General features: G+C 60.7%; 20 protein-coding genes. 9 read left to right on the plus strand and 11 right to left on the minus strand.

All coding sequences use genetic code 11. From position 1 onward, the window contains the following. Nucleotides 1–3: 3 nt before the first annotated feature. The 6 genes from EN824_RS16275 to EN824_RS16300 all read right to left on the minus strand — a co-directional run bounded on the left by EN824_RS16275 (nucleotide 4) and on the right by EN824_RS16300 (nucleotide 5,015). Nucleotides 4–1,518, minus strand: coding sequence for a pilus assembly protein TadG-related protein (locus EN824_RS16275; RefSeq protein ID WP_135907110.1), 1,515 nt, complete (start codon nucleotides 1,516–1,518; stop codon nucleotides 4–6). A gap of 71 nt (nucleotides 1,519–1,589) precedes the next feature. Further along, nucleotides 1,590–1,865, minus strand: coding sequence for a hypothetical protein (locus tag EN824_RS16280; RefSeq protein WP_245511741.1), 276 nt, complete (start codon nucleotides 1,863–1,865; stop codon nucleotides 1,590–1,592). A gap of 4 nt (nucleotides 1,866–1,869) precedes the next feature. Then, nucleotides 1,870–3,315, minus strand: coding sequence for a type II and III secretion system protein family protein (locus tag EN824_RS16285; protein WP_127870461.1), 1,446 nt, complete (start codon nucleotides 3,313–3,315; stop codon nucleotides 1,870–1,872). 63 nt (nucleotides 3,316–3,378) lie between these two features. After that, nucleotides 3,379–4,413 carry a Flp pilus assembly protein CpaB gene (cpaB, locus tag EN824_RS16290; RefSeq protein ID WP_135881759.1) on the minus strand — a complete coding sequence of 345 codons (1,035 nt, stop codon included), beginning with the start codon at nucleotides 4,411–4,413 and terminating at the stop codon, nucleotides 3,379–3,381. Nucleotides 4,414–4,511: 98 nt separating this feature from the next. Continuing rightward, entirely contained in the window at nucleotides 4,512–4,739 is a 228-nt protein-coding gene (locus EN824_RS16295; RefSeq protein WP_135932502.1) for a Flp family type IVb pilin, read from the minus strand. 48 nt (nucleotides 4,740–4,787) lie between these two features. Continuing rightward, nucleotides 4,788–5,015 (minus strand): Flp family type IVb pilin, encoded by a 228-nt coding sequence (locus EN824_RS16300; RefSeq protein ID WP_135932503.1) that lies wholly within the window; start codon nucleotides 5,013–5,015, stop codon nucleotides 4,788–4,790. A 540-nt stretch (nucleotides 5,016–5,555) separates the two neighbouring features. Between EN824_RS16300 and EN824_RS16305 the strand changes: the two genes are divergently transcribed. The 9 genes from EN824_RS16305 (at nucleotide 5,556) to EN824_RS16345 (ending at nucleotide 12,543) form a co-directional block, all read left to right on the plus strand. Continuing rightward, complete coding sequence (locus EN824_RS16305) at nucleotides 5,556–6,944, plus strand: CpaF family protein (RefSeq protein ID WP_135932504.1); 1,389 nt, start codon at nucleotides 5,556–5,558, stop codon at nucleotides 6,942–6,944. A gap of 167 nt (nucleotides 6,945–7,111) precedes the next feature. Further along, nucleotides 7,112–7,915, plus strand: a complete 804-nt coding sequence (locus EN824_RS16310; protein ID WP_245520995.1) for a type II secretion system F family protein — start codon at nucleotides 7,112–7,114, stop codon at nucleotides 7,913–7,915. Between the two features lie 18 nt (nucleotides 7,916–7,933). Continuing rightward, nucleotides 7,934–8,884 carry a type II secretion system F family protein gene (locus EN824_RS16315; protein WP_135932506.1) on the plus strand — a complete coding sequence of 317 codons (951 nt, stop codon included), beginning with the start codon at nucleotides 7,934–7,936 and terminating at the stop codon, nucleotides 8,882–8,884. 52 nt (nucleotides 8,885–8,936) lie between these two features. Continuing rightward, nucleotides 8,937–9,497, plus strand: a complete 561-nt coding sequence (locus EN824_RS16320; protein WP_167531359.1) for a tetratricopeptide repeat protein — start codon at nucleotides 8,937–8,939, stop codon at nucleotides 9,495–9,497. 1 nt (nucleotide 9,498) lies between these two features. Then, nucleotides 9,499–10,038 carry a prepilin peptidase gene (locus EN824_RS16325; protein ID WP_135932507.1) on the plus strand — a complete coding sequence of 180 codons (540 nt, stop codon included), beginning with the start codon at nucleotides 9,499–9,501 and terminating at the stop codon, nucleotides 10,036–10,038. 156 nt (nucleotides 10,039–10,194) lie between these two features. After that, nucleotides 10,195–10,863 carry an isoprenylcysteine carboxylmethyltransferase family protein gene (locus tag EN824_RS16330; RefSeq protein WP_135932508.1) on the plus strand — a complete coding sequence of 223 codons (669 nt, stop codon included), beginning with the start codon at nucleotides 10,195–10,197 and terminating at the stop codon, nucleotides 10,861–10,863. Nucleotides 10,864–10,876: 13 nt separating this feature from the next. Beyond that, on the plus strand, nucleotides 10,877–11,890 hold the full coding sequence (locus tag EN824_RS16335; RefSeq protein WP_135932509.1) for an acyltransferase: 1,014 nt from the start codon (nucleotides 10,877–10,879) through the stop codon (nucleotides 11,888–11,890). Between the two features lie 174 nt (nucleotides 11,891–12,064). Then, nucleotides 12,065–12,259 (plus strand): hypothetical protein, encoded by a 195-nt coding sequence (locus EN824_RS16340; RefSeq protein ID WP_127870469.1) that lies wholly within the window; start codon nucleotides 12,065–12,067, stop codon nucleotides 12,257–12,259. 119 nt (nucleotides 12,260–12,378) lie between these two features. Next, nucleotides 12,379–12,543: a hypothetical protein gene (locus EN824_RS16345; protein WP_135932510.1), complete on the plus strand. Its 165-nt coding sequence runs from the start codon at nucleotides 12,379–12,381 to the stop codon at nucleotides 12,541–12,543. A 23-nt stretch (nucleotides 12,544–12,566) separates the two neighbouring features. Here the strand turns inward: EN824_RS16345 and EN824_RS16350 are convergent, their stop codons facing one another. The 5 genes from EN824_RS16350 to EN824_RS16370 all read right to left on the minus strand — a co-directional run bounded on the left by EN824_RS16350 (nucleotide 12,567) and on the right by EN824_RS16370 (nucleotide 16,717). Continuing rightward, nucleotides 12,567–12,848: a hypothetical protein gene (locus EN824_RS16350; RefSeq protein ID WP_135932511.1), complete on the minus strand. Its 282-nt coding sequence runs from the start codon at nucleotides 12,846–12,848 to the stop codon at nucleotides 12,567–12,569. A gap of 65 nt (nucleotides 12,849–12,913) precedes the next feature. Further along, the gene (locus EN824_RS16355; protein ID WP_127281179.1) at nucleotides 12,914–13,432 is read right to left on the minus strand and encodes a ferritin-like domain-containing protein; all 519 of its coding nucleotides are present in this window, start codon (nucleotides 13,430–13,432) and stop codon (nucleotides 12,914–12,916) included. A 137-nt stretch (nucleotides 13,433–13,569) separates the two neighbouring features. Continuing rightward, nucleotides 13,570–14,571 carry an ATP-dependent DNA ligase gene (locus tag EN824_RS16360; protein WP_135932512.1) on the minus strand — a complete coding sequence of 334 codons (1,002 nt, stop codon included), beginning with the start codon at nucleotides 14,569–14,571 and terminating at the stop codon, nucleotides 13,570–13,572. Between the two features lie 8 nt (nucleotides 14,572–14,579). Then, on the minus strand, nucleotides 14,580–14,897 hold the full coding sequence (locus EN824_RS16365; RefSeq protein ID WP_023771230.1) for a hypothetical protein: 318 nt from the start codon (nucleotides 14,895–14,897) through the stop codon (nucleotides 14,580–14,582). Nucleotides 14,898–15,004: 107 nt separating this feature from the next. Further along, nucleotides 15,005–16,717 (minus strand): HAD family hydrolase, encoded by a 1,713-nt coding sequence (locus EN824_RS16370; protein ID WP_135932513.1) that lies wholly within the window; start codon nucleotides 16,715–16,717, stop codon nucleotides 15,005–15,007. Nucleotides 16,718–16,719: the final 2 nt, after the last annotated feature.

Here is a 16,719-nt window from a genome sequence, read left to right on the forward strand (position 1 = left end):
GCGCTACCGGTACAATTGCGCTTCGTTGCGAAACGCCTTGTCGACAAGGGTATTATTGGCAAAGGCGCCATCCACGTCGACGATCTCCAGACTGATGGGTTTCTCGCCTGCGGAAGGATCGTCTGGATCCTTCGTGTTGTCCTGCTTCTGAACCGGCGTGTTAATGAACACGCTGACATAGCCGTCCGGCTTGATCGAGACGTGACCGTTTAGCTTGTCCTCGTTGGCGAGGCAGTTGACGATCGCCATGTTGAGCAGCCGGCGATCTGGATCGAGTGTCGGGTTAGGACCCTTGTAGCAGGATGGATCGCCGCTTTCCTTGGTCGGATTCAGCGACTTGTCACCGACAAGGCTTTTGGCGATCTCGTACTTGTAGACGTCATATCTTGATGCGGGAGCGCTCGTGGAGCCGGTCGGGTTGGTGGTGCTGGGGACGTTCGGATACGCCGTCCCGTGGTTGACCTGCCAGTAGCTTGTCCAGAAGCTCTGCGATCCGATCGCGTCGGACATTCCCTTCGCATCGACGTAGTTGGTGCCCGGAGGCAAAGGCAACGCGGTGTTGTCCGTCACGGGATCGTACTTGCTGCAGCCGGTCTTCTGGCCCTTGCGAACGTTGGTCGCCGGCCTGTAATTGAAGTCCTTGCTGTCGTTGTTCAACGAGCCGCTGTAGAGATCGAATCGGGTGTTGAGGCCAGTGTTGACCTGGCCAAGGGTGACGCCGGTCTTCGTGGTCAGTGCGTTGCGATTGTAACAGGTTCCCGAGGTGCCGATCGCAATGGCATCTCGCAGCGAGCTGAGATTGTTGTCGATCAGGCCGAAATTGCCGGGGCCAGGATTGGAATCGACTTTCAAAATACGGAACTCTCTCCCGTAAGTATCGCCCGAGGCAAAGGCTTGCTGGATCGTCTTGCTGGTCGAAGAATCCGCTGTCTCGAACGGGTTGCACATGAACAGGGGAACGGTTTCGCAGATTGACTGAACGAACCCGGCCACCGCCTGCGGCTGGATATCCATGGTGTCCTTGCTGCCGACCAGACTTGCCGGAAAGATCGTCGCGAAGGCACCTGCGCCAGCCGCAACGCCGGAAGCGTTGATCGTGACTTCAGCGAATGAAACAGCCTTGGGATCGGTGCTTGCCCAGTTTGTGCCATCGGCATCGACGCCGGCAGCACTCAATGCGGTTTCGTCGCTGGCGGGGATGCCGGTCAGATAGGTGACGGTCATATCGGCTAAAACCAGCGGATGATCCCCGGATGTCGAAAACAGGGTGTTGTTGGTGACGAGGGTTGTCACGGCCAAGTTGGCCCGGGTGATGGAATCCGATCTGCCGTCCAGTTCCGCGGCGGCGGCAAGCGCCATCGCGTCGATGCCCTTCTGCAGATCGTTGTGGAGGCTGTTGACGCGGCTCATGTCGATGGCAAGCACCGAGAAGCCGATGAGCACGGGTATCATAATCGCTACGAGGATCATCGCTATGCCGCGTTGATCGTTCCAGAAGGCTCGAATGGTCCCCAACATGACCTTACTCTCTGCTCTCTCGCGCAAGGGCCCCTCGCATGCCCAGCGCCCTCCGCATCCTTCCGTTCAGTTCACGGCGTCGTCACACCCGATCCACCGACATTGACCGTGATGGCCGGCGGTGGCGGGGGTGGCGGCGGAAATTTGTAGTTGTGCGCGATAGCGGCGGCGCGCGTGCCGTCGCCTTCGATATGCGTGTTCCTGGAGGCCGGATTGAGCGGGTCGACCGTCTGAAGCATCGAGTTGAACTTCTGCGTGTCGCCGGCGGCCAAGGTCACCGTGTCGTAGTGGTTCAGATAGTCCGCGGCGCAGCCCGAAAGCGACCCGGCGCACAGAATGAGGATCAAGGCGCTATTTCTTGACATAGAGCATCTTGTCCTTCGATTTGAAATCCAGCATGTGGCCATAGGGGCCGGTGACGCCGTCGCCTGTTTCATATTTGCGGATCATGTCCTTGTTCACTTCGAGCTGCCCGAGCACGAAGAACTCCGGATCGTTCGCGGGCCGCGTCTTGTCGAAAGGCGTCGCCAGCTGTTCGCCGGGCTTCACCGGCCGCACGATGTGCGGCGTGACGACGACGACCAGTTCGGTCTCTTCCTTCTGGCTGTTCGAATTGCGAAACAGCGTGCCGATGACCGGCACCTGGCCGAGCCATGGCACCTGCTCCTGAAGCTTCGCCGTCTTGCTCGACAGGAGCCCGCCGACCGCGAAGCTCTGACCGTCGCGCAGCTCGACGACGGTTTCCAGCTTGCGGTTGGTGAAGATCGGATCGCCGGCTGTGGTGAAGCCGGTCAGGTCGCTGACCTCGGGCGCCAGCTGGATGTGGATCTTGTCGTCGGCGAGCACCACCGGCGTGAACAGGAGATTGACGCCGAATTGCTTGTACTCGATCTGGACCTCGCCATCTTTGTTGACACTGCGGATGGGAACCTGGCCGCCGGCGTTGAAACTGGCGGGTTCGCCGGAGAGCGTGGTCAGGTTTGGCTCGGCCAGTGTGCGCACCACGCCCTTGGCCTCCAGCGCCTCGATGATCAGATCGACCTTGATGTTGCTGTCGATGACGCGCGTGATCAGCGCTGCGAACGGATTGCTGTTCGACAACAGACCACTGACGAGGTCGCCCGCTCCGAGCTCCGCCCCGTCCTTGTCCACGGTGGCAATACCAGTTGCGACCCGAGTCGTGCCGCTGCTGTTCCTGCTCCTGATCGACACGCCAAGGTCGCGGCCGGCATTGCGTTTTGCTTCCAGCACACGCACTTCGAGGTTGACCTGCTGGCTGTCGTCGACCGTGACGGCATTGATGATGGCATCGGGCCCGTATTGCTGGGCAACCTCCATGATGGCCGCCAGCGTGGCGCCGTCCTTGACATGGCCGCCAAGCCGCACCCTGCCATTCACCGAGCCGATTTCGATGCGCGATCTCGGCGAAACCTGGCGGATCGCCGCCGCCATGTCGCTGACATCGACGCCGACCTCGATCTGGATGACGCCAAGCGAGCGCTTGTCCGGCGAGAACAGGTTGACCGTGGTGGTGCCGGCGCCCTTGCCGATGACATAGAGCGTGCGGTCGGTCATTGGCTGCGCATCGGCGATCTTCTCGTCGCCGACGACGATGTCGCCGAGATTGGCATTTACCTGGATTGTCACCGATTGCGACATCGGCAGGAAAACACGATGGACGCTGGGGTTGGACACGTCGATGAAGCGGTCAGCCGCCTCGGCCACGAGGCTCGACAGCAAAAACGCCACCAGACAGGCCAACGCGCCCGCCGCCATCCTCAACCAAGTCCCCTGCATCCCCGTCTCCCAAATGCTGCTTAAGGCAGCCACCGTGTCGCGCGGTATTATGCCGCAATACTATCATGGTTGTCGCGGCACGTCATATGTCTCGAGCTTCACGCCCCGGAACACGCCTACCGACACATTCTTCGGCGGCTCAGGCTGTACATACTTGACCACTTCCTTGACGACTTCCCGCACTTCAGCTGCCGCCGCTGGAGCGGGCTTAGCCTTGCCCAGTTCGTCAAGCCGGCTTCCAACGCGCTCCACGGCCTGGGTGAGCCCGGCAATCTTTTCCTCGGCACGCTTGCGCTCAGCTTCCGCCAATGCGTCCGCGGCAGCTTTCTTCTCGAGTTCGGCCTGTCGCTTGGCGACGTCTTCTGGCATTTCGCCGGTCAGGTCGGAAAGCGTCACCCGCTCGGTGGCCTCGCCCTTGCTGGCCGCCGCCTGGCGCAGCGCCAGAGACAATTGGCCGGCGCCGGCTGCCAGGGTCAGCTTCTGTGCGTCCTTGGTGCTGACCTCGAGCGTCACCGACTTGACGACGGTCGGGCTGTCCTTGCTCACATCTGCAACCTGGTCGATGGCGAGAACCTTCATGCTCTGCAGCAGCACGTCGACAAAACTCTTGTCCGCACCGTCGTCCCCACGCACCGTGCGCGTCAGCAGAATATCGACGCGGTCGCCGGGGAAAACGAATCCAGCCACCCCAAGCACGTCGTTGACCCTGATGGAAACGGCTTTCATGCCTTCGCCAAGCACCGCCGAGAGCGTGGCGCGCTGGCCGGGGCCGGTGATCTTGGTGGCGAGAACGGGCTCGTTGGTGCCGATCGCCTGCAGCGCCTGCTTTACGCCTTCGCCAGCCAGCATTTCTTTCGTTGTCTTGAAAGCGCCGGCCGGAACCGCGCCGGCCGGCCACGCGATTTCGCGCAACTTGTCCTCGGTCAGCGTGTCACCGAATTTCAAAGGTATGGCCGCCACCACCACCGTATCGTGCGGGACGTCATCCGTCCGCGCCATGGCATTGCGCTGGCTGGCAAGCCAGATATTGGCGAGCACCACCGCCAGTACGCCGAACACGCCGGCGAGGACAATCATGATAAGCGTATTAGCGCGCATCTTCCCACCCCACCATCGCCCGCCGGGCGAATGTCAACCCCTTCGAAGCACTATGCTCTGGGCCGAAATCGAACGATTCCGGCCCAGGGCGTTTCTGATCAACTGGACGTGGCGCAAGCGCCAGTGCCAGTGCCTGCGGCGTCGACACCCTTGCCGCTCAGGTTCGCGCAAAGGCCGGTGAATTGACTGCCGACCCAGCTACCGATGGCAATAATCGCAACGATCGATGCCGCTGCAACGATGCCGATCAGGATCGAGTATTCCACCATGGCAGCGCCGTTCTCATCGTCGTGGAACTGCCTAGCTACGTCGATAAGCCACTTCATGATGCCATCTCTCCCTCCCTGGCCGATTCCGACCGAGGGCGTTTCTGATCAACTAGAAGTGGCGCAAGTGCCAGTGCCAGTGCCAGCGGCGTCGAGACCCTTGCCGCTCAGCTTCGCGCAAAGGCCGGTGAACTGGCTGCCGACCCAGCTACCGATAGCGATGACCGCAACAATCGATGCCGCGGCGATGATGCCGATCAGGATAGAATATTCGACCATGGCAGCGCCGTTTTCGTCGTCGCGGAACTGCCGGGTCATCGTCATGAGCTTCTTCATGTCAATTTCTCCCTTTGGAGGTTTGAACCCGACGAGACAGAGCCAAGGATGAACTCCATACCCAAGCATCCCCCGTCATCTCGATCCTAGGTCCCGAGAAATTGCGGAGTCAAACGGGATTAACGGTTCCTTAACTTCCCAATACATGAACTTGCGAGTTGAACGCGGCTTTGGATTTGAGCAAGAGCTTGATTCGTCTAATTTTTCAAGCGTCCTTAACCATTCGTTCACAATTATGCGCTGAGCCTAATTAAGCGACGACTACTTTAGAGATATGGCATACTCCTTTATATCTAAGGGGTTATAGCCAGATATGGATCGGATTCCGATGTCGGGGCACGCAAGGGCACAGGAGGCTCTAAAGCTTAGTCGGTCACTCATGTTTGGCGGCGCGAGGACCATAAATAAAAACGATATTTTTCAGGTGCGCTTCTTAACTATGTTGAAAGTATTGCCCGCGTGTGAGGCGCCCCGGCGCTTGTGCGTCGCTTGGTTAACGTTTAGTTTCCGCTAATATGCGCTGGAGGGGTATAAGGGATTATGCTGGGGCGGTTTATCAAGGGACCAAGCGAGCAGCAGGCCGCGACAAAGGCCGAGCCGCTGACTGTACTGCCCATCGTTCCGGCTGTTTCTCCAGTTGTTGATATAGAACCCCATGGCGACGACTTCCTGACGCTGAAAGTCGAACTGCATCGCCATTTGATTGACAGGTTCAATCTATCCGCGCTCGAAACTGCGTCCAAGGACGAGATTCTGAACGAGATCCGCCCGATCGTGCGCGAGTTCGTGCGCACCCACAGTGTGCCGCTGAACGCTCGCGAGCTTGATCAAATTACCAGCGAGACTGCCGACGAGATGCTGGGACTCGGCCCGATCGAACCGTTGCTCAAGGATGACACGATCACCGATATCCTGATCAACACCCACAAACGCGTCTTCATCGAGCGGCGTGGCCTGGTTGAAGAGACGGCCATCCGGTTTCGTGACGAGGCGCATCTGCTGCGGGTCATCAACAAGATCGTTTCAGCCATCGGCCGGCGCGTCGATGAATCCTCGCCGATGGTGGATGCCCGGTTGGAAGATGGCTCCCGTGTCAACATCGCGGTGCGGCCAATCTCGGTCGACGGCCCGTTGGTGTCGATCCGGAAGTTCTCCAAGAATCCCTATTCGCTCGAACGCCTGGTGGCGCTCAACTCGATCCGTCCGCCAATGGTCGATCTGCTGCGGATCGCCGTGCAGGCGCGCAAGTCGATCCTCGTTTCGGGAGGGACGGGCAGCGGCAAGACGACTTTGCTCAACGCGCTGTCGAGCTACATCCCGTCCAGGGAGCGCCTGATCACCATCGAGGACGCGGCGGAACTGCAGCTGCAGCAGCCTCATGTCGGCCGGCTGGAGACACGCCCGCCCAGTGTGGAAGGAAAGGGAGAGGTTCGCCAGCGCGAGCTGGTCAAGAACGCGCTCCGCATGCGTCCCGACCGTATCATCGTCGGCGAGGTTCGCGGCGAAGAGGCCTTCGACATGCTGCAGGCCATGAACACCGGCCACGAGGGCTCGATGACCACCATCCATGCCAACACGCCGCGCGATGCGATCTCGCGGCTTGAGCAGATGGTCGGCATGGCGGGAATGCCGATGACGCATGAGTCCATCAGGGCGCAGATTGCGTCCGCCATCGACGTCATCGTGCAGACACAGCGCCTGTCCGACGGCGGCCGGCGCGTGACATCGATATCGGAGATTACCGGTATGGAAGGAAATGTCGTCCAGATGCAGGAGATCTACACCTTCGTGCGTCGCGAGGTGACGGTTGACGGTCAGATCGTCGGGGAATTTCGCGCTACCGGCGTTCGCCCACGTTTTGCCCCGGAAGCGGCGACTCTCGGGCACCATTTCGCCAAGGACGCCTTCAATCCCCAGGTTGCGCTCTAATGCCCACCGGCCAGACCTTGCTCTACTTTATTTACACGCTCGCGGCCGCGGCCGTCATTCTCGCCGGCGAGGCGCTTTATCTGTCCCTCGCCGATCGCCGATCCCGTGCCGGCATGATCAACCGGCGGCTGAAGCGATTGTCCGATGAGGTCCCGGCCGAAAGGACCTTGCAGGGATTGCTGCGCGAACGCGGCCTGACGGATACCGGTGATTTTCTTTTCGGAATGGTCGGCTTGAACAGGCTCTACACCCAATCCGGCATTACCGGAAACCCGCTGACTTTCGCCGCGATGTTCCTGGTCTCAGCCCTTGCAATCGCGCTGCTGTTCTCATTCCTTCTGCGTTTTTCCGTATTGCCTTGCGTCCTGATTTTTCTGGTGACGGGGTTTGTCCTGCCACTTCTGCTTCTGCGTCGTGCGCGCAGGAAACGGATCCAGAAATTCGCGAAACAGCTCCCCAATGCACTCGACATGATCGTGCGTTCGCTGCGGGCGGGGCACCCGGCAACGGTGGCCATAGGTCTGGTCGCGCGCGAAATGCCCGATCCGATCGGCACCGAATTCGGCATCGTCTCCGACGAAATCACCTTCGGACTGAGTATCGAACAGGCGGTGCGGAAGCTTTCCCAGCGCGTAGGCTTCGAAGGCCTCCATCTGCTGTCGGTGTCGCTGTCGATCCAATCGAAAACGGGCGGTAACCTGACCGAGATCCTGGCCAATCTTTCGTCGGTTCTGCGCGAACGTCAGAAACTCAGAATGAAGATCAGGGCGCTTTCGTCCGAGGGCCGGGTGTCCGCGTGGATCATCTCGCTCTTTCCCCTCGTAATGTTTCTGATTCTCCAGCTCGCAGCGCCGGCATATTACGGCGAGATATGGCACGACTCTCTGATCACGCCGGTGTTCTTGATCTTCGGAACATGGGCGCTGCTGGGTGACTTCATCATGTATCGCATGGTCAATTTCGATTTCTGACAGGAGCGAGCCATAAACCTGCTATCGAATATTCAGGGACTGAGTTTCCTGGTTTCCACCGCGGTGTTCGTGGCGGCTGCGTCGCTGTTTCTGTTCGGCGCGCTTGTCTTCTTGCCGGCGTTGCAGACACGCAAGCTGGTTGCCCAGAGCCTGACGTCGGAAGGCATCGTCGACCGCCGCTCGCTCGCGGGGCAGGAACAGTTGCTCAAAATCTCGGCACAGCGTCCGGTTGATGCCTACTTTCGATCGATGGAGAAGGAACGCAATGAGCCGAATGCGCTTGAGGCTAAGCTTTTTCGCGCCGGGTTTTATCAACCCATTGCTCCGCTCATCTACACCTTGTCGCGACTGGCCGCGGTCTGTATCGGTTTTTTGGCTGCCTATGCGCTCCTTGTCCGGGTACTCCCGCCCCAACTCCCCGCTTTCATGGCCTTTGCCGGTTCCGCGTTGTTCGGACTGGCCTGCATCGTGATTCCCGCTATCCTGCTCGACCGCTTCGAGAATGCCCAAAAACAGATCTATCGTCGCGGATTCCCCGATTTCATGGACATGATGATCACCTGTGCCGACGCCGGCATGAGCCTGGAGGCGGCGGTCGAGCGTGTCGGCGCCGAGCTGGCCGGCACCCACAAATGGCTGGGTATCCAGCTTGCAATCATGAACCTGCAGTTGCGGGCCGGCAAACCGTTGCGGGAGGCGCTGCGTGAACTAGCGGACCGCATCGGGCTGGAAGAGGCGCGCTCCCTGGCCGTGCTGTTCCGGCAGTCGGAAGAACTCGGCACCAGTCTGACGGATGCGCTGCGCGTCTATAGCGACGAGATGCGCGGACAAAGAATTCTGAGCGCTGAGGAGAAGGCCAACGCCCTGCCTGTCAAAATGATGATCCCGTTGGGATTATGCATCTTCCCGGTGGTCATGATGGTGATCATGTTGCCGGTGATCATCCGCATGAAGGGCATTTTCTTCTAAACGGTTCTATGCTTTGATTCTAAAATAGAGTCGCCGGACTCTGGGGGATAAAATGACAGGGCCAATGCGCCTCGCAACCGTCGTCGCTGCCAGTCTCTTGATGGCAGCCCTTGCCGGCTGCCAGACAAACGGCGCCGACACCACTGGCGGTGTCGTGCGCACCAATGAACCCTCGAAAGGCGATGTGACGTCCTTTGGCGATGCGTTCGACGGATTGAAGACGGTCAGCGACGTCGAATATTACGCATCGGACCAGGCCGTGGCCGAAGCCAAGAACCAGTTCCGCGCGGAAAACTATGGCAACGCCGGCGCGCTGTTCTTCAAGGCGACGCAACTCGCCCCCAATGACGGCGGCGCCTGGATGGGACTGGCCGCTTCGTGCGACCGGATCCACCGCTTCGACCTCGCCGACCGTGCCTATGGCCGCGCCTTCAAGCTGATGGGGCCGTCGCCCGAATACTACAACAATGTCGGCTATTCCGATCTGCTGCGCGGCAAGCTGCAGGACGCGCGCGGCAATTTCCTCAAGGCTTATGAGCTGGCACCAAACGATCCGACCGTAGCCAACAATCTGAAGCTGCTGTCGTCGAGCGTGCAGAACATCGAGCGCTAGCATGCTGCTCGTCGAAGCGCTGCTGTTGAAGGCCCTCGCCATCCCGCTGCTCGCCAGGATTGCGTGGCTCGACTTCACGACGCAGAGGATTGCCAATCGCGATGTGCTGCTGCTGCTCTGCCTGGGAGTGGGGTCCCTGTTGCTGCTTGTGCTCCGATCCGGATCCTGGTTGGACATGGGCTTGAGCGCGGCTGCCGGCCTCGTGCTGTTTGTAGCCTTGTTCCCGTTCTGGGTCTTGCGCAAGATCGGCGCCGGCGACGTCAAGCTGATGGCGGTCGTCCCTTTTCTGACTGGCGGCGAAGACCTCGTCGTTTTTTCCGTGCTGCTCCTGGTTTTCGCCCTCGTCACCGCAGGAGCAATGAAAAATCCATTCCTGCTGCCCGCGGGCGCCTTCCGCATCTACGTCCAGCATCTCGATCGCAAAGGCGTTGTGCCGTTTGGCGTGCCGATCTCGGTCGCGGCGATCTGCACGACAGCCCTCGTGATCTATGAAAGTGTGGTATTGGCGAGCAGTTCCGGAATCCTGAATCAGCTTAACTGAACGGCGACAGTCTGCTCTGCTGTACGAAGCGCGGGCCATCCAGCCGCATTCACGAGCATCAAAAGTTGAGACGGCATAGCCGTTAACTCTTTGGAAACCATCTTCTTGTCGGAGCGCGGAAGTGATGTTTCAATGACTGCTTAGGGAGGGATGAAAATGTTGAACGAGGATTTTCTTGGCCGAATTGCCATCATCTTTGCCATGACGGTTTTGGCGACGTCCAGCGCGACACCTCTGTTCCTCTATTTTCGTCAGGATGTCTCAGTAATTTCGCTCGCAACCGTTACTCAACTGGCTTCAACGGCTTTTCTGTTGTTGCAGCTTGTGATGACAATCGCCCGCCTTCCGCCAAAGGGAACTGCGCAGGGCATTGAACCGAGAGTAACCTCGGTAGCTGGAACATTTATGATCCTGCTCGCATTGAGCCTGACGCCGGCATTGCAAAATGAGGCCGCTCAAGTGACGGCTCTTTGCTTGGTCCTCGTCGGTACGGCCAGTTCGATTTTCTGTCTTTATTGGCTGGGTCGTTCCTTCTCTGTCATGGCGACAGCTCGTCGCCTGGTTACCACTGGCCCGTATTCGATTGTCCGGCATCCGCTTTACATCTGTGAGGGGGTATTCGTTCTCGGGATGATCCTTTCGCATTTTTCGATGCTGATGGTGGCACTTGGTGCGTTTCAGTTCCTTTTGCAGTATAGACGCGCGAGAAACGAAGAGTCTATCCTTCAGAAAACCTTCCCAGAGTACGACGATTACATCAGGCGCGTCCCAATGATCTTGCCGAGGTTCCTTGGTGGGGCGATACCAGACTCTGGCGGCCGATAGTCAGGACTCGCCCTTGATCTGGTCCTTGCAAGTACTTCGCTTCGTCGCCGCGCTGATGGTCGTATATGTCCACGCGGCCCAGACCGCCGTTACTGCCACCGGATCCAATGGCCTGTTACCTCACGATTTGCAGGTGGTCGGCTTCGCGGGCGTAGACATTTTCTTTGTCATATCCGGGGTGATTATTGCCAGGACGGCACCTGGCCTGACCTGGCGATCCTTCGCCTGGAGACGGTTCCGGCGCATCGTTCCGCTCTACCTGCTGATCAGCATCCCCTATGCGATCGTCGCCTACAAAACCGGCTTCGGCTGGCGGGACGCGGTGGCGACACTCCTGCTGTGGCCCGCTACGGATCAAATGACCGCGCCAGCATTGCCCGCGGCCTGGACGCTGTGCTTCGAAATGCTGTTCTACGCCGCCGCAACCATGGTTCTCGTCGACCGGCGGCTGCTTTGGGGTCTCCTCGGTATCTTCGGCCTCGCAATGATGTTTCGCTCGGCGGGTCCGGTGCTGCAGTTTCTTGGCAACCCGCTGATCATCGAGTTCGGCTTTGGCATCGCTCTCGCCTATGCACCCAAGTGGAGACCGGCGGTGTGGTGCCTGCCGATCGGCGCCGCGGCGATGATCGCTGTGGGATTCATCGGGATGGCGCCGCAAGGGGGGACGATGGAGTTTCTTGCCGGCGATAACGGGTTCCAGCGCGTGCTGGTCTACGGTCTCCCGGCGGCGATGATCGTCTTCGGCACGATGCAGATCGACGCACAGCCGAGCGCATGGACGGTTCTCGGTGATGCCTCCTATATGCTTTATCTGATCCACACTCTGCCGATAACGCTGCTTTTGATGGTGTGGACCGTTTTTCCGATTCCTGCCGACCTCATCATCGTGATCGGCACCGCAACATCAGTTCTTTTCGCTTGGCGGATGTACATCCTGTTCGAGTTGCCGCTGCGCAAATTCCTGCGCCGGTATGATCCCCAGCTGAAGACTGGCCGCCATCCAACTGGCCTGGCACTACGGGATTGACGCATGCGCTTCGACAGAAGCTGCCAGCTTCGAGACGGAAATCTTGTTCCCGACGACTCTCCATGATCGGCGGCGGCAGTCACGAAATATTACGTGAGGGAACGCCCGGGCCGCCAGTAGCTTTGACAATCGAGGCGGTTGTCGCCTCGTTCAAAACTCCAAAGGAGATCAAGAATGCCCAATCAAGGTGGAAGCCATGAGCAGCATGTGAAAGCAGGCCAGCAGAGCCATAAGAACATGGACGACAAGAACCGTCAGCAGCAGGCGGCGGGCGGCAGCCAACGCCAGCAAGGTGACGGGTCGGGCACGCGCGGCGGGACCCATGAACAGCATGTGAAGGCTGGCCAGCAAAGTCACAAGAATCGCTAGCCAGAGCTTGATGGCACCGAGCCCGTCCCGAGCAATCGGGATGGGTTCTGCATGTCACACCACTCATCGAAAGCCGCCCGGTTCACTGCCGGCCAGCAAACCGAGAGAAAAGGATTTTGATGTCCCATCCGAGAGAACCCGATCCCAACCGCGATGTGCCCATGCCGGCTCCCAATTGGAAGCCCGAGCCGATCGGCGAACCGGAGCCGGACCGATTGCCCGACGAGGCGCCGCTACCCAATCCCGACGAGAATGAAGAGCCCCCGATGCATGCCGCCGGCTGACCGGATTGCGCACGTCGTTGGGGTCACTCTTCGTCGAAGCGGCCGCCTTCCCTCGAAGGATCGCGTGAAATGACCGCCTCCTCGACATCGTCGGGCAATGCCTCGTCGCTTTCCTGGTAGGGGTTGTCGTCGTCTTCCTCGGGCAAGTCGCCTTCCTCCTCGGCCCCGTCTTCCACCGCCGCATTGTCGGGAAGGATTTTCGCCCCTGCGAGCGCGTCCCAGTCCTGCTGCCCCATGGCGGGACCTTCGGTTTCGCCGGGGTCTTCGGCCTGCACCGCCGGTTGCTCTATTTTGCGGGGGTCCATCGTCGTTCTCCGAAATCCTGAGGAGTTGCCCCGGTCGCCTGGCGCCCGGGGCACAAACTTGCCACCTAGGCGGCCTGTTCCAGGGCACGCTCGTTGACGCCGCCCTCGCCAAGGCTGGAAAGGGCCTCGTCGGTCGCCATCTCCTCCTCGAGGGTCGCGTTGAGGAGGTTGACCACGTCGCCCTTGCCGAGCTGTTCGGCCCAGGCGATCAGCGTGCCGTAGCGCGCGATCTCGTAGTGTTCGACGGCCTGCGCCGCCCCAACCAGCCCGGCGTCCAGCGCGGGGGCGCCCTTATATTCCTCGAGGATTTCCGAACCCTCCTCGAGGATGCCGTCGATGGCGGGGCAGGTCTTGCCCCGGGCCGGCTTGTCGAGAAGCTCGAAGACCTGTTCGAGGCGATCGACCTGGCCCTCGGTCTCCGCCAGATGTTTCTCGAACGCCGCCGCAAGGTCCTCGGATTCGGCGCCCTTTGCCATTTTCGGCAGCGCCTTCAGGATTTTCTTCTCGGCATAGTAAATGTCCTTCAGCCCGTCGAGGAACAAGGCTTCAAGGCCCTTCGTTGCCGCTTTCTTCGCAGTCGCCATAATTGTCATCTCCAATTGTCGTGAAGCCCACCATCGGTGTAGCTGGGACTCAACTTGCTATCGGGACGGTTGTTCCAGCCGTCTCGCAAAGAGGCTGCCTCCGGCTCGGCCCACGCGCCGCCGCGGGGCGAACTCCCTCACTGGATCTGCCGCATGGTGCACTGGCGCGGCGCCTTGTCCGGCCGCCAGCGCAACAATTTGGTGCCATGCCGGAACCTGTCGCCGGTGACGTGATCGAAGCGAACCTCGACCACCAGTTCCGGCCGCAGTGGCTCCCATTCGCCGCTGCGCTGCGTGCTCCAGCGGCTCGGTCCGCCTGGCGCCTTGCCGGTGAAGCCAGGTCCGCCACGCAGCTTTTCCAGCTTTCGGGTGACGCCGGCCCGGTCGTCCCTGCCGATGGTCGAGGTAAAGCCGACATGGTCGAGTTTGCCGCTCTCCTCGTAGAGGCCGAGCAGGAGCGAGCCGACCTCCTTGCTGCCGGCCAGATAGCGAAATCCGCCAACCACGCAGTCGGCCGTACGCAACCGTTTGACCTTGACCATCGCGCGTTCGCCAGGCCGGTAGGGGTCGGCCAGCAATTTGGCGACGACGCCATCGGTGGGGCCGTGGCCGGCCCCTTCCAGCCAGCGCCTGGCGGCCGCCGGATCGGTCGCGCTGGGCGAGAGCCGCAAGCCGGGTTTGGCGCTATCCCGAACGAAGCCTTCGACCGCCCGGCGGCGGCTCGACAACGGTTCGTCAAGCAGGATCGTCCCGTCCGGCGCAACCGGCATGTCGAACAGGATCAGCCGCGCCGGCGTTTGCACGCTCAGCTTGCGGATACGGCTTTCGGCCGGGTGAAGCCGCATCTGCAGTGCGTCGAAAGAAAGCTGGCCTTCGAGTTCGATGACGATTTCGCCATCGACAACGAAGTTGCGGGCCTCGACCTGCTGCAGCATGGCGACGAGCTCCGGGAAGTAACGGCCGAGAGGTTTGCCGGATTTCGCGCGCAGGTCGACATCCCTGTCGCCTTTGAAGGCGAGGCAGCGAAACCCGTCCCATTTGGGCTCGTATTGCCAAAGGCCTTCGCCTTCCGGGAGGGCATCGGCGGCCTTGGCCTCCATGGGAGGCGTGTCCAGGGGGAGGGCAAACCTGTCCTTCATTGAGCCGTTCAGTGGGCGTGGTGTTCGGCATTCCTCTTGCGCGTCGCCGCCGCCTTCTTTGCCGATTCGGACCGGCTCGCGGCCGATCGGGAAGCCGACGCCTTTCCGCCGCTCTTGCCGCCCTTGTGCGCTGCCGGATGGCCCGTGTGCTTGCCACGCCCGGAGCCGCCTTCCTTCTTGCCGCCACCATCGTCCTTGTTGACCGTTGCCCATGCGCGGCGCTCGGCTTCCTTGTCGGAGACGCCACGCTTCTCATAGCCTTCGGCGATATGGTCGGCCTTGCGTTCCTGCTTGTCGGTGTATTTGGATTTCTCGCCTCGTGGCATGATCGCTACTCCTTCTCGCTGGAGGTTGAACGTTAGGCCGGCGCCCGGGTTCCAACGCGGTCGGCGAACCGCCGTTCCCGGCATCGCCCATGACCGCGGCCTGGCTGCTACTCCTCGGGCGCCGTCGCTGGTGCGGTGTAGCGCCGCCGTACGGCATCGAGCACCCGTTTGCGGCTCTCTTCCGCCGAAAGCTTCCTGTCCTTTTCCGCCTCGGCGGTTTCGCGGGCGAGGTCCTTGTCCCTGATCTGGTGGCGGAACCATTTCGAATAGTCGCCCGCGCGCAGATGGAACTCCCAGGTCTTGTCGTCTATGCCTTCGGCCATCTGGGCAAAGATCATCAGATTATGGGCCCTCAGGTTCATTGCATCGTCGGGACCGCGGAAATAGAAGCTGCCGGTCTCATCGAGTTGGCCCTCGGCATATTTGCGGCTGTGGCGCTTGAGAGACTGGCGAGGTTCGATCACCTTGACCGTCGTGAGTTTTTTGCGCACCTGCGGCCGCCAGAAAAGAACCCGGTCGCCCTTGGGCGTGGGAATGTCCTTCGGTGGCTCGATGCCGGTCTCGCGGCAGAAGGCCTTCACCACGTCCTTCGCCGTCGGTCCAAGGGCGATAACGGCCGTAACCAGGCGCAGGGCGTCGGTCGAAATCGCTTCGGGATGGACGGTGATCAGGATTGTTCCCGGCAGTTCCAGGGAGAGCACGGAGCGCGTATCGTCGCGCCGCTTCGGAAGAAGATGGTGCGCTTCGTCGATGACCAGCCAATGCGGTCTCGCGGTGCGGCGGCGGAAGCTGCCAAGGCCAGGCAGCAGGTCGGCAAAGAAATCAGGCCGTTCGTTGACACGCAGCGAAAGCCCGTTGACGACGACATTGCTGTCGGCCTTGGCGATCAGATCCAGCACCTGCGCCTTTGTCGGCGCGCTCGATCCGTCCCCCAGCCGAACCGCACCCTCGAGGCCATCATAGTCGCCCTCGGGGTCGAAGACGCAAAACTGAAATCGGTTCTCGACGAAGCGTTCCGTCAGCGCGGTGGCCAGGGTGGATTTGCCGATGCCCGAACTGCCGGCGATGAGCACGCTGTCGGTCGGCGACAGATAGATGTCGTCGCCACCGGACGATCCCAGAACAATGCCGTCATGACGCCTCGGCACGATCCCATGGTCGCGCTTGATCAGCTTGGCGATCAGTTCCTCGACGCCTTTGCCGCGTGCACCGCGCGTGACCAGGGTTGCGGTGCTCTTGACCGCGGGAATGGCATTGTCGACCGCAACGCTGCAGCCGCAGGCCTGCAGGAAGGCATGATCGTTCTCGGCGTCGCCGATACCCACCACATTGTGCGGCGACAGGCGAAGATCCTCGAGCGCGGCAGCCAGCCCGGTGGCTTTGTTGACCCCGCTCGGCAGGATCATCACCGCACCCTTGTTGAAGATGATTTCGAGCTCGAGCCCCATCTTCTTGATGACTTCGAGCACGGTCGCCTGATGTGGCTCCCAGGTGGCGACGATCGAACGTCCCACCGAAAGTGGCTTCACCCCCTGCTTTTTCAGTCTGGCGACGAATTTGGGCTCCGGCGATAGCGAGATCACCCGCTCCTCCTCGCTCGCCGGGGTATAGATCAGGGCACCGTTCTCGGCGACGACCTTGTCGAACAGGCCGACATCGGGAAACACGCGCTTGAGGTCGGGCAGCTCGCGTCCGGTGACCAGAAGCAGTTTACGGCCACTTTTCTTGAACCGCTCCAACGCGGCGAGCGTCTTCTCGGAGACAGCCCCGTCATGCGCGAGCGTCCCGTCATAATCGGTCGCCAAGGCAATGAAATACATTG

It is taken from the genome of Mesorhizobium sp. M8A.F.Ca.ET.181.01.1.1, assembly GCF_004792025.1.
In the GTDB taxonomy this organism is placed as follows: Bacteria; Pseudomonadota; Alphaproteobacteria; order Rhizobiales; family Rhizobiaceae; genus Mesorhizobium.

Excerpts from the sequence above, each read along its gene's own strand:
- EN824_RS16275 (WP_135907110.1), bottom strand. The coding sequence starts at position 1,518 with ATGTTGGGGACCATTCGAGCCTTCTGGAACGATCAACGCGGCATAGCG.
- EN824_RS16285 (WP_127870461.1), bottom strand. The coding sequence starts at position 3,315 with ATGCAGGGGACTTGGTTGAGGATGGCGGCGGGCGCGTTGGCCTGTCTG.
- cpaB (WP_135881759.1), bottom strand. The coding sequence starts at position 4,413 with ATGCGCGCTAATACGCTTATCATGATTGTCCTCGCCGGCGTGTTCGGC.
- EN824_RS16295 (WP_135932502.1), bottom strand. The coding sequence starts at position 4,739 with ATGAAGTGGCTTATCGACGTAGCTAGGCAGTTCCACGACGATGAGAAC.
- EN824_RS16300 (WP_135932503.1), bottom strand. The coding sequence starts at position 5,015 with ATGAAGAAGCTCATGACGATGACCCGGCAGTTCCGCGACGACGAAAAC.
- EN824_RS16305 (WP_135932504.1), top strand. The coding sequence starts at position 5,556 with ATGCTGGGGCGGTTTATCAAGGGACCAAGCGAGCAGCAGGCCGCGACA.
- EN824_RS16320 (WP_167531359.1), top strand. The coding sequence starts at position 8,937 with ATGACAGGGCCAATGCGCCTCGCAACCGTCGTCGCTGCCAGTCTCTTG.
- EN824_RS16325 (WP_135932507.1), top strand. The coding sequence starts at position 9,499 with ATGCTGCTCGTCGAAGCGCTGCTGTTGAAGGCCCTCGCCATCCCGCTG.
- EN824_RS16330 (WP_135932508.1), top strand. The coding sequence starts at position 10,195 with ATGTTGAACGAGGATTTTCTTGGCCGAATTGCCATCATCTTTGCCATG.
- EN824_RS16340 (WP_127870469.1), top strand. The coding sequence starts at position 12,065 with ATGCCCAATCAAGGTGGAAGCCATGAGCAGCATGTGAAAGCAGGCCAG.
- EN824_RS16345 (WP_135932510.1), top strand. The coding sequence starts at position 12,379 with ATGTCCCATCCGAGAGAACCCGATCCCAACCGCGATGTGCCCATGCCG.
- EN824_RS16350 (WP_135932511.1), bottom strand. The coding sequence starts at position 12,848 with ATGGACCCCCGCAAAATAGAGCAACCGGCGGTGCAGGCCGAAGACCCC.
- EN824_RS16355 (WP_127281179.1), bottom strand. The coding sequence starts at position 13,432 with ATGGCGACTGCGAAGAAAGCGGCAACGAAGGGCCTTGAAGCCTTGTTC.
- EN824_RS16360 (WP_135932512.1), bottom strand. The coding sequence starts at position 14,571 with ATGAAGGACAGGTTTGCCCTCCCCCTGGACACGCCTCCCATGGAGGCC.
- EN824_RS16365 (WP_023771230.1), bottom strand. The coding sequence starts at position 14,897 with ATGCCACGAGGCGAGAAATCCAAATACACCGACAAGCAGGAACGCAAG.
- EN824_RS16370 (WP_135932513.1), bottom strand. The coding sequence starts at position 16,717 with ATGTATTTCATTGCCTTGGCGACCGATTATGACGGGACGCTCGCGCAT.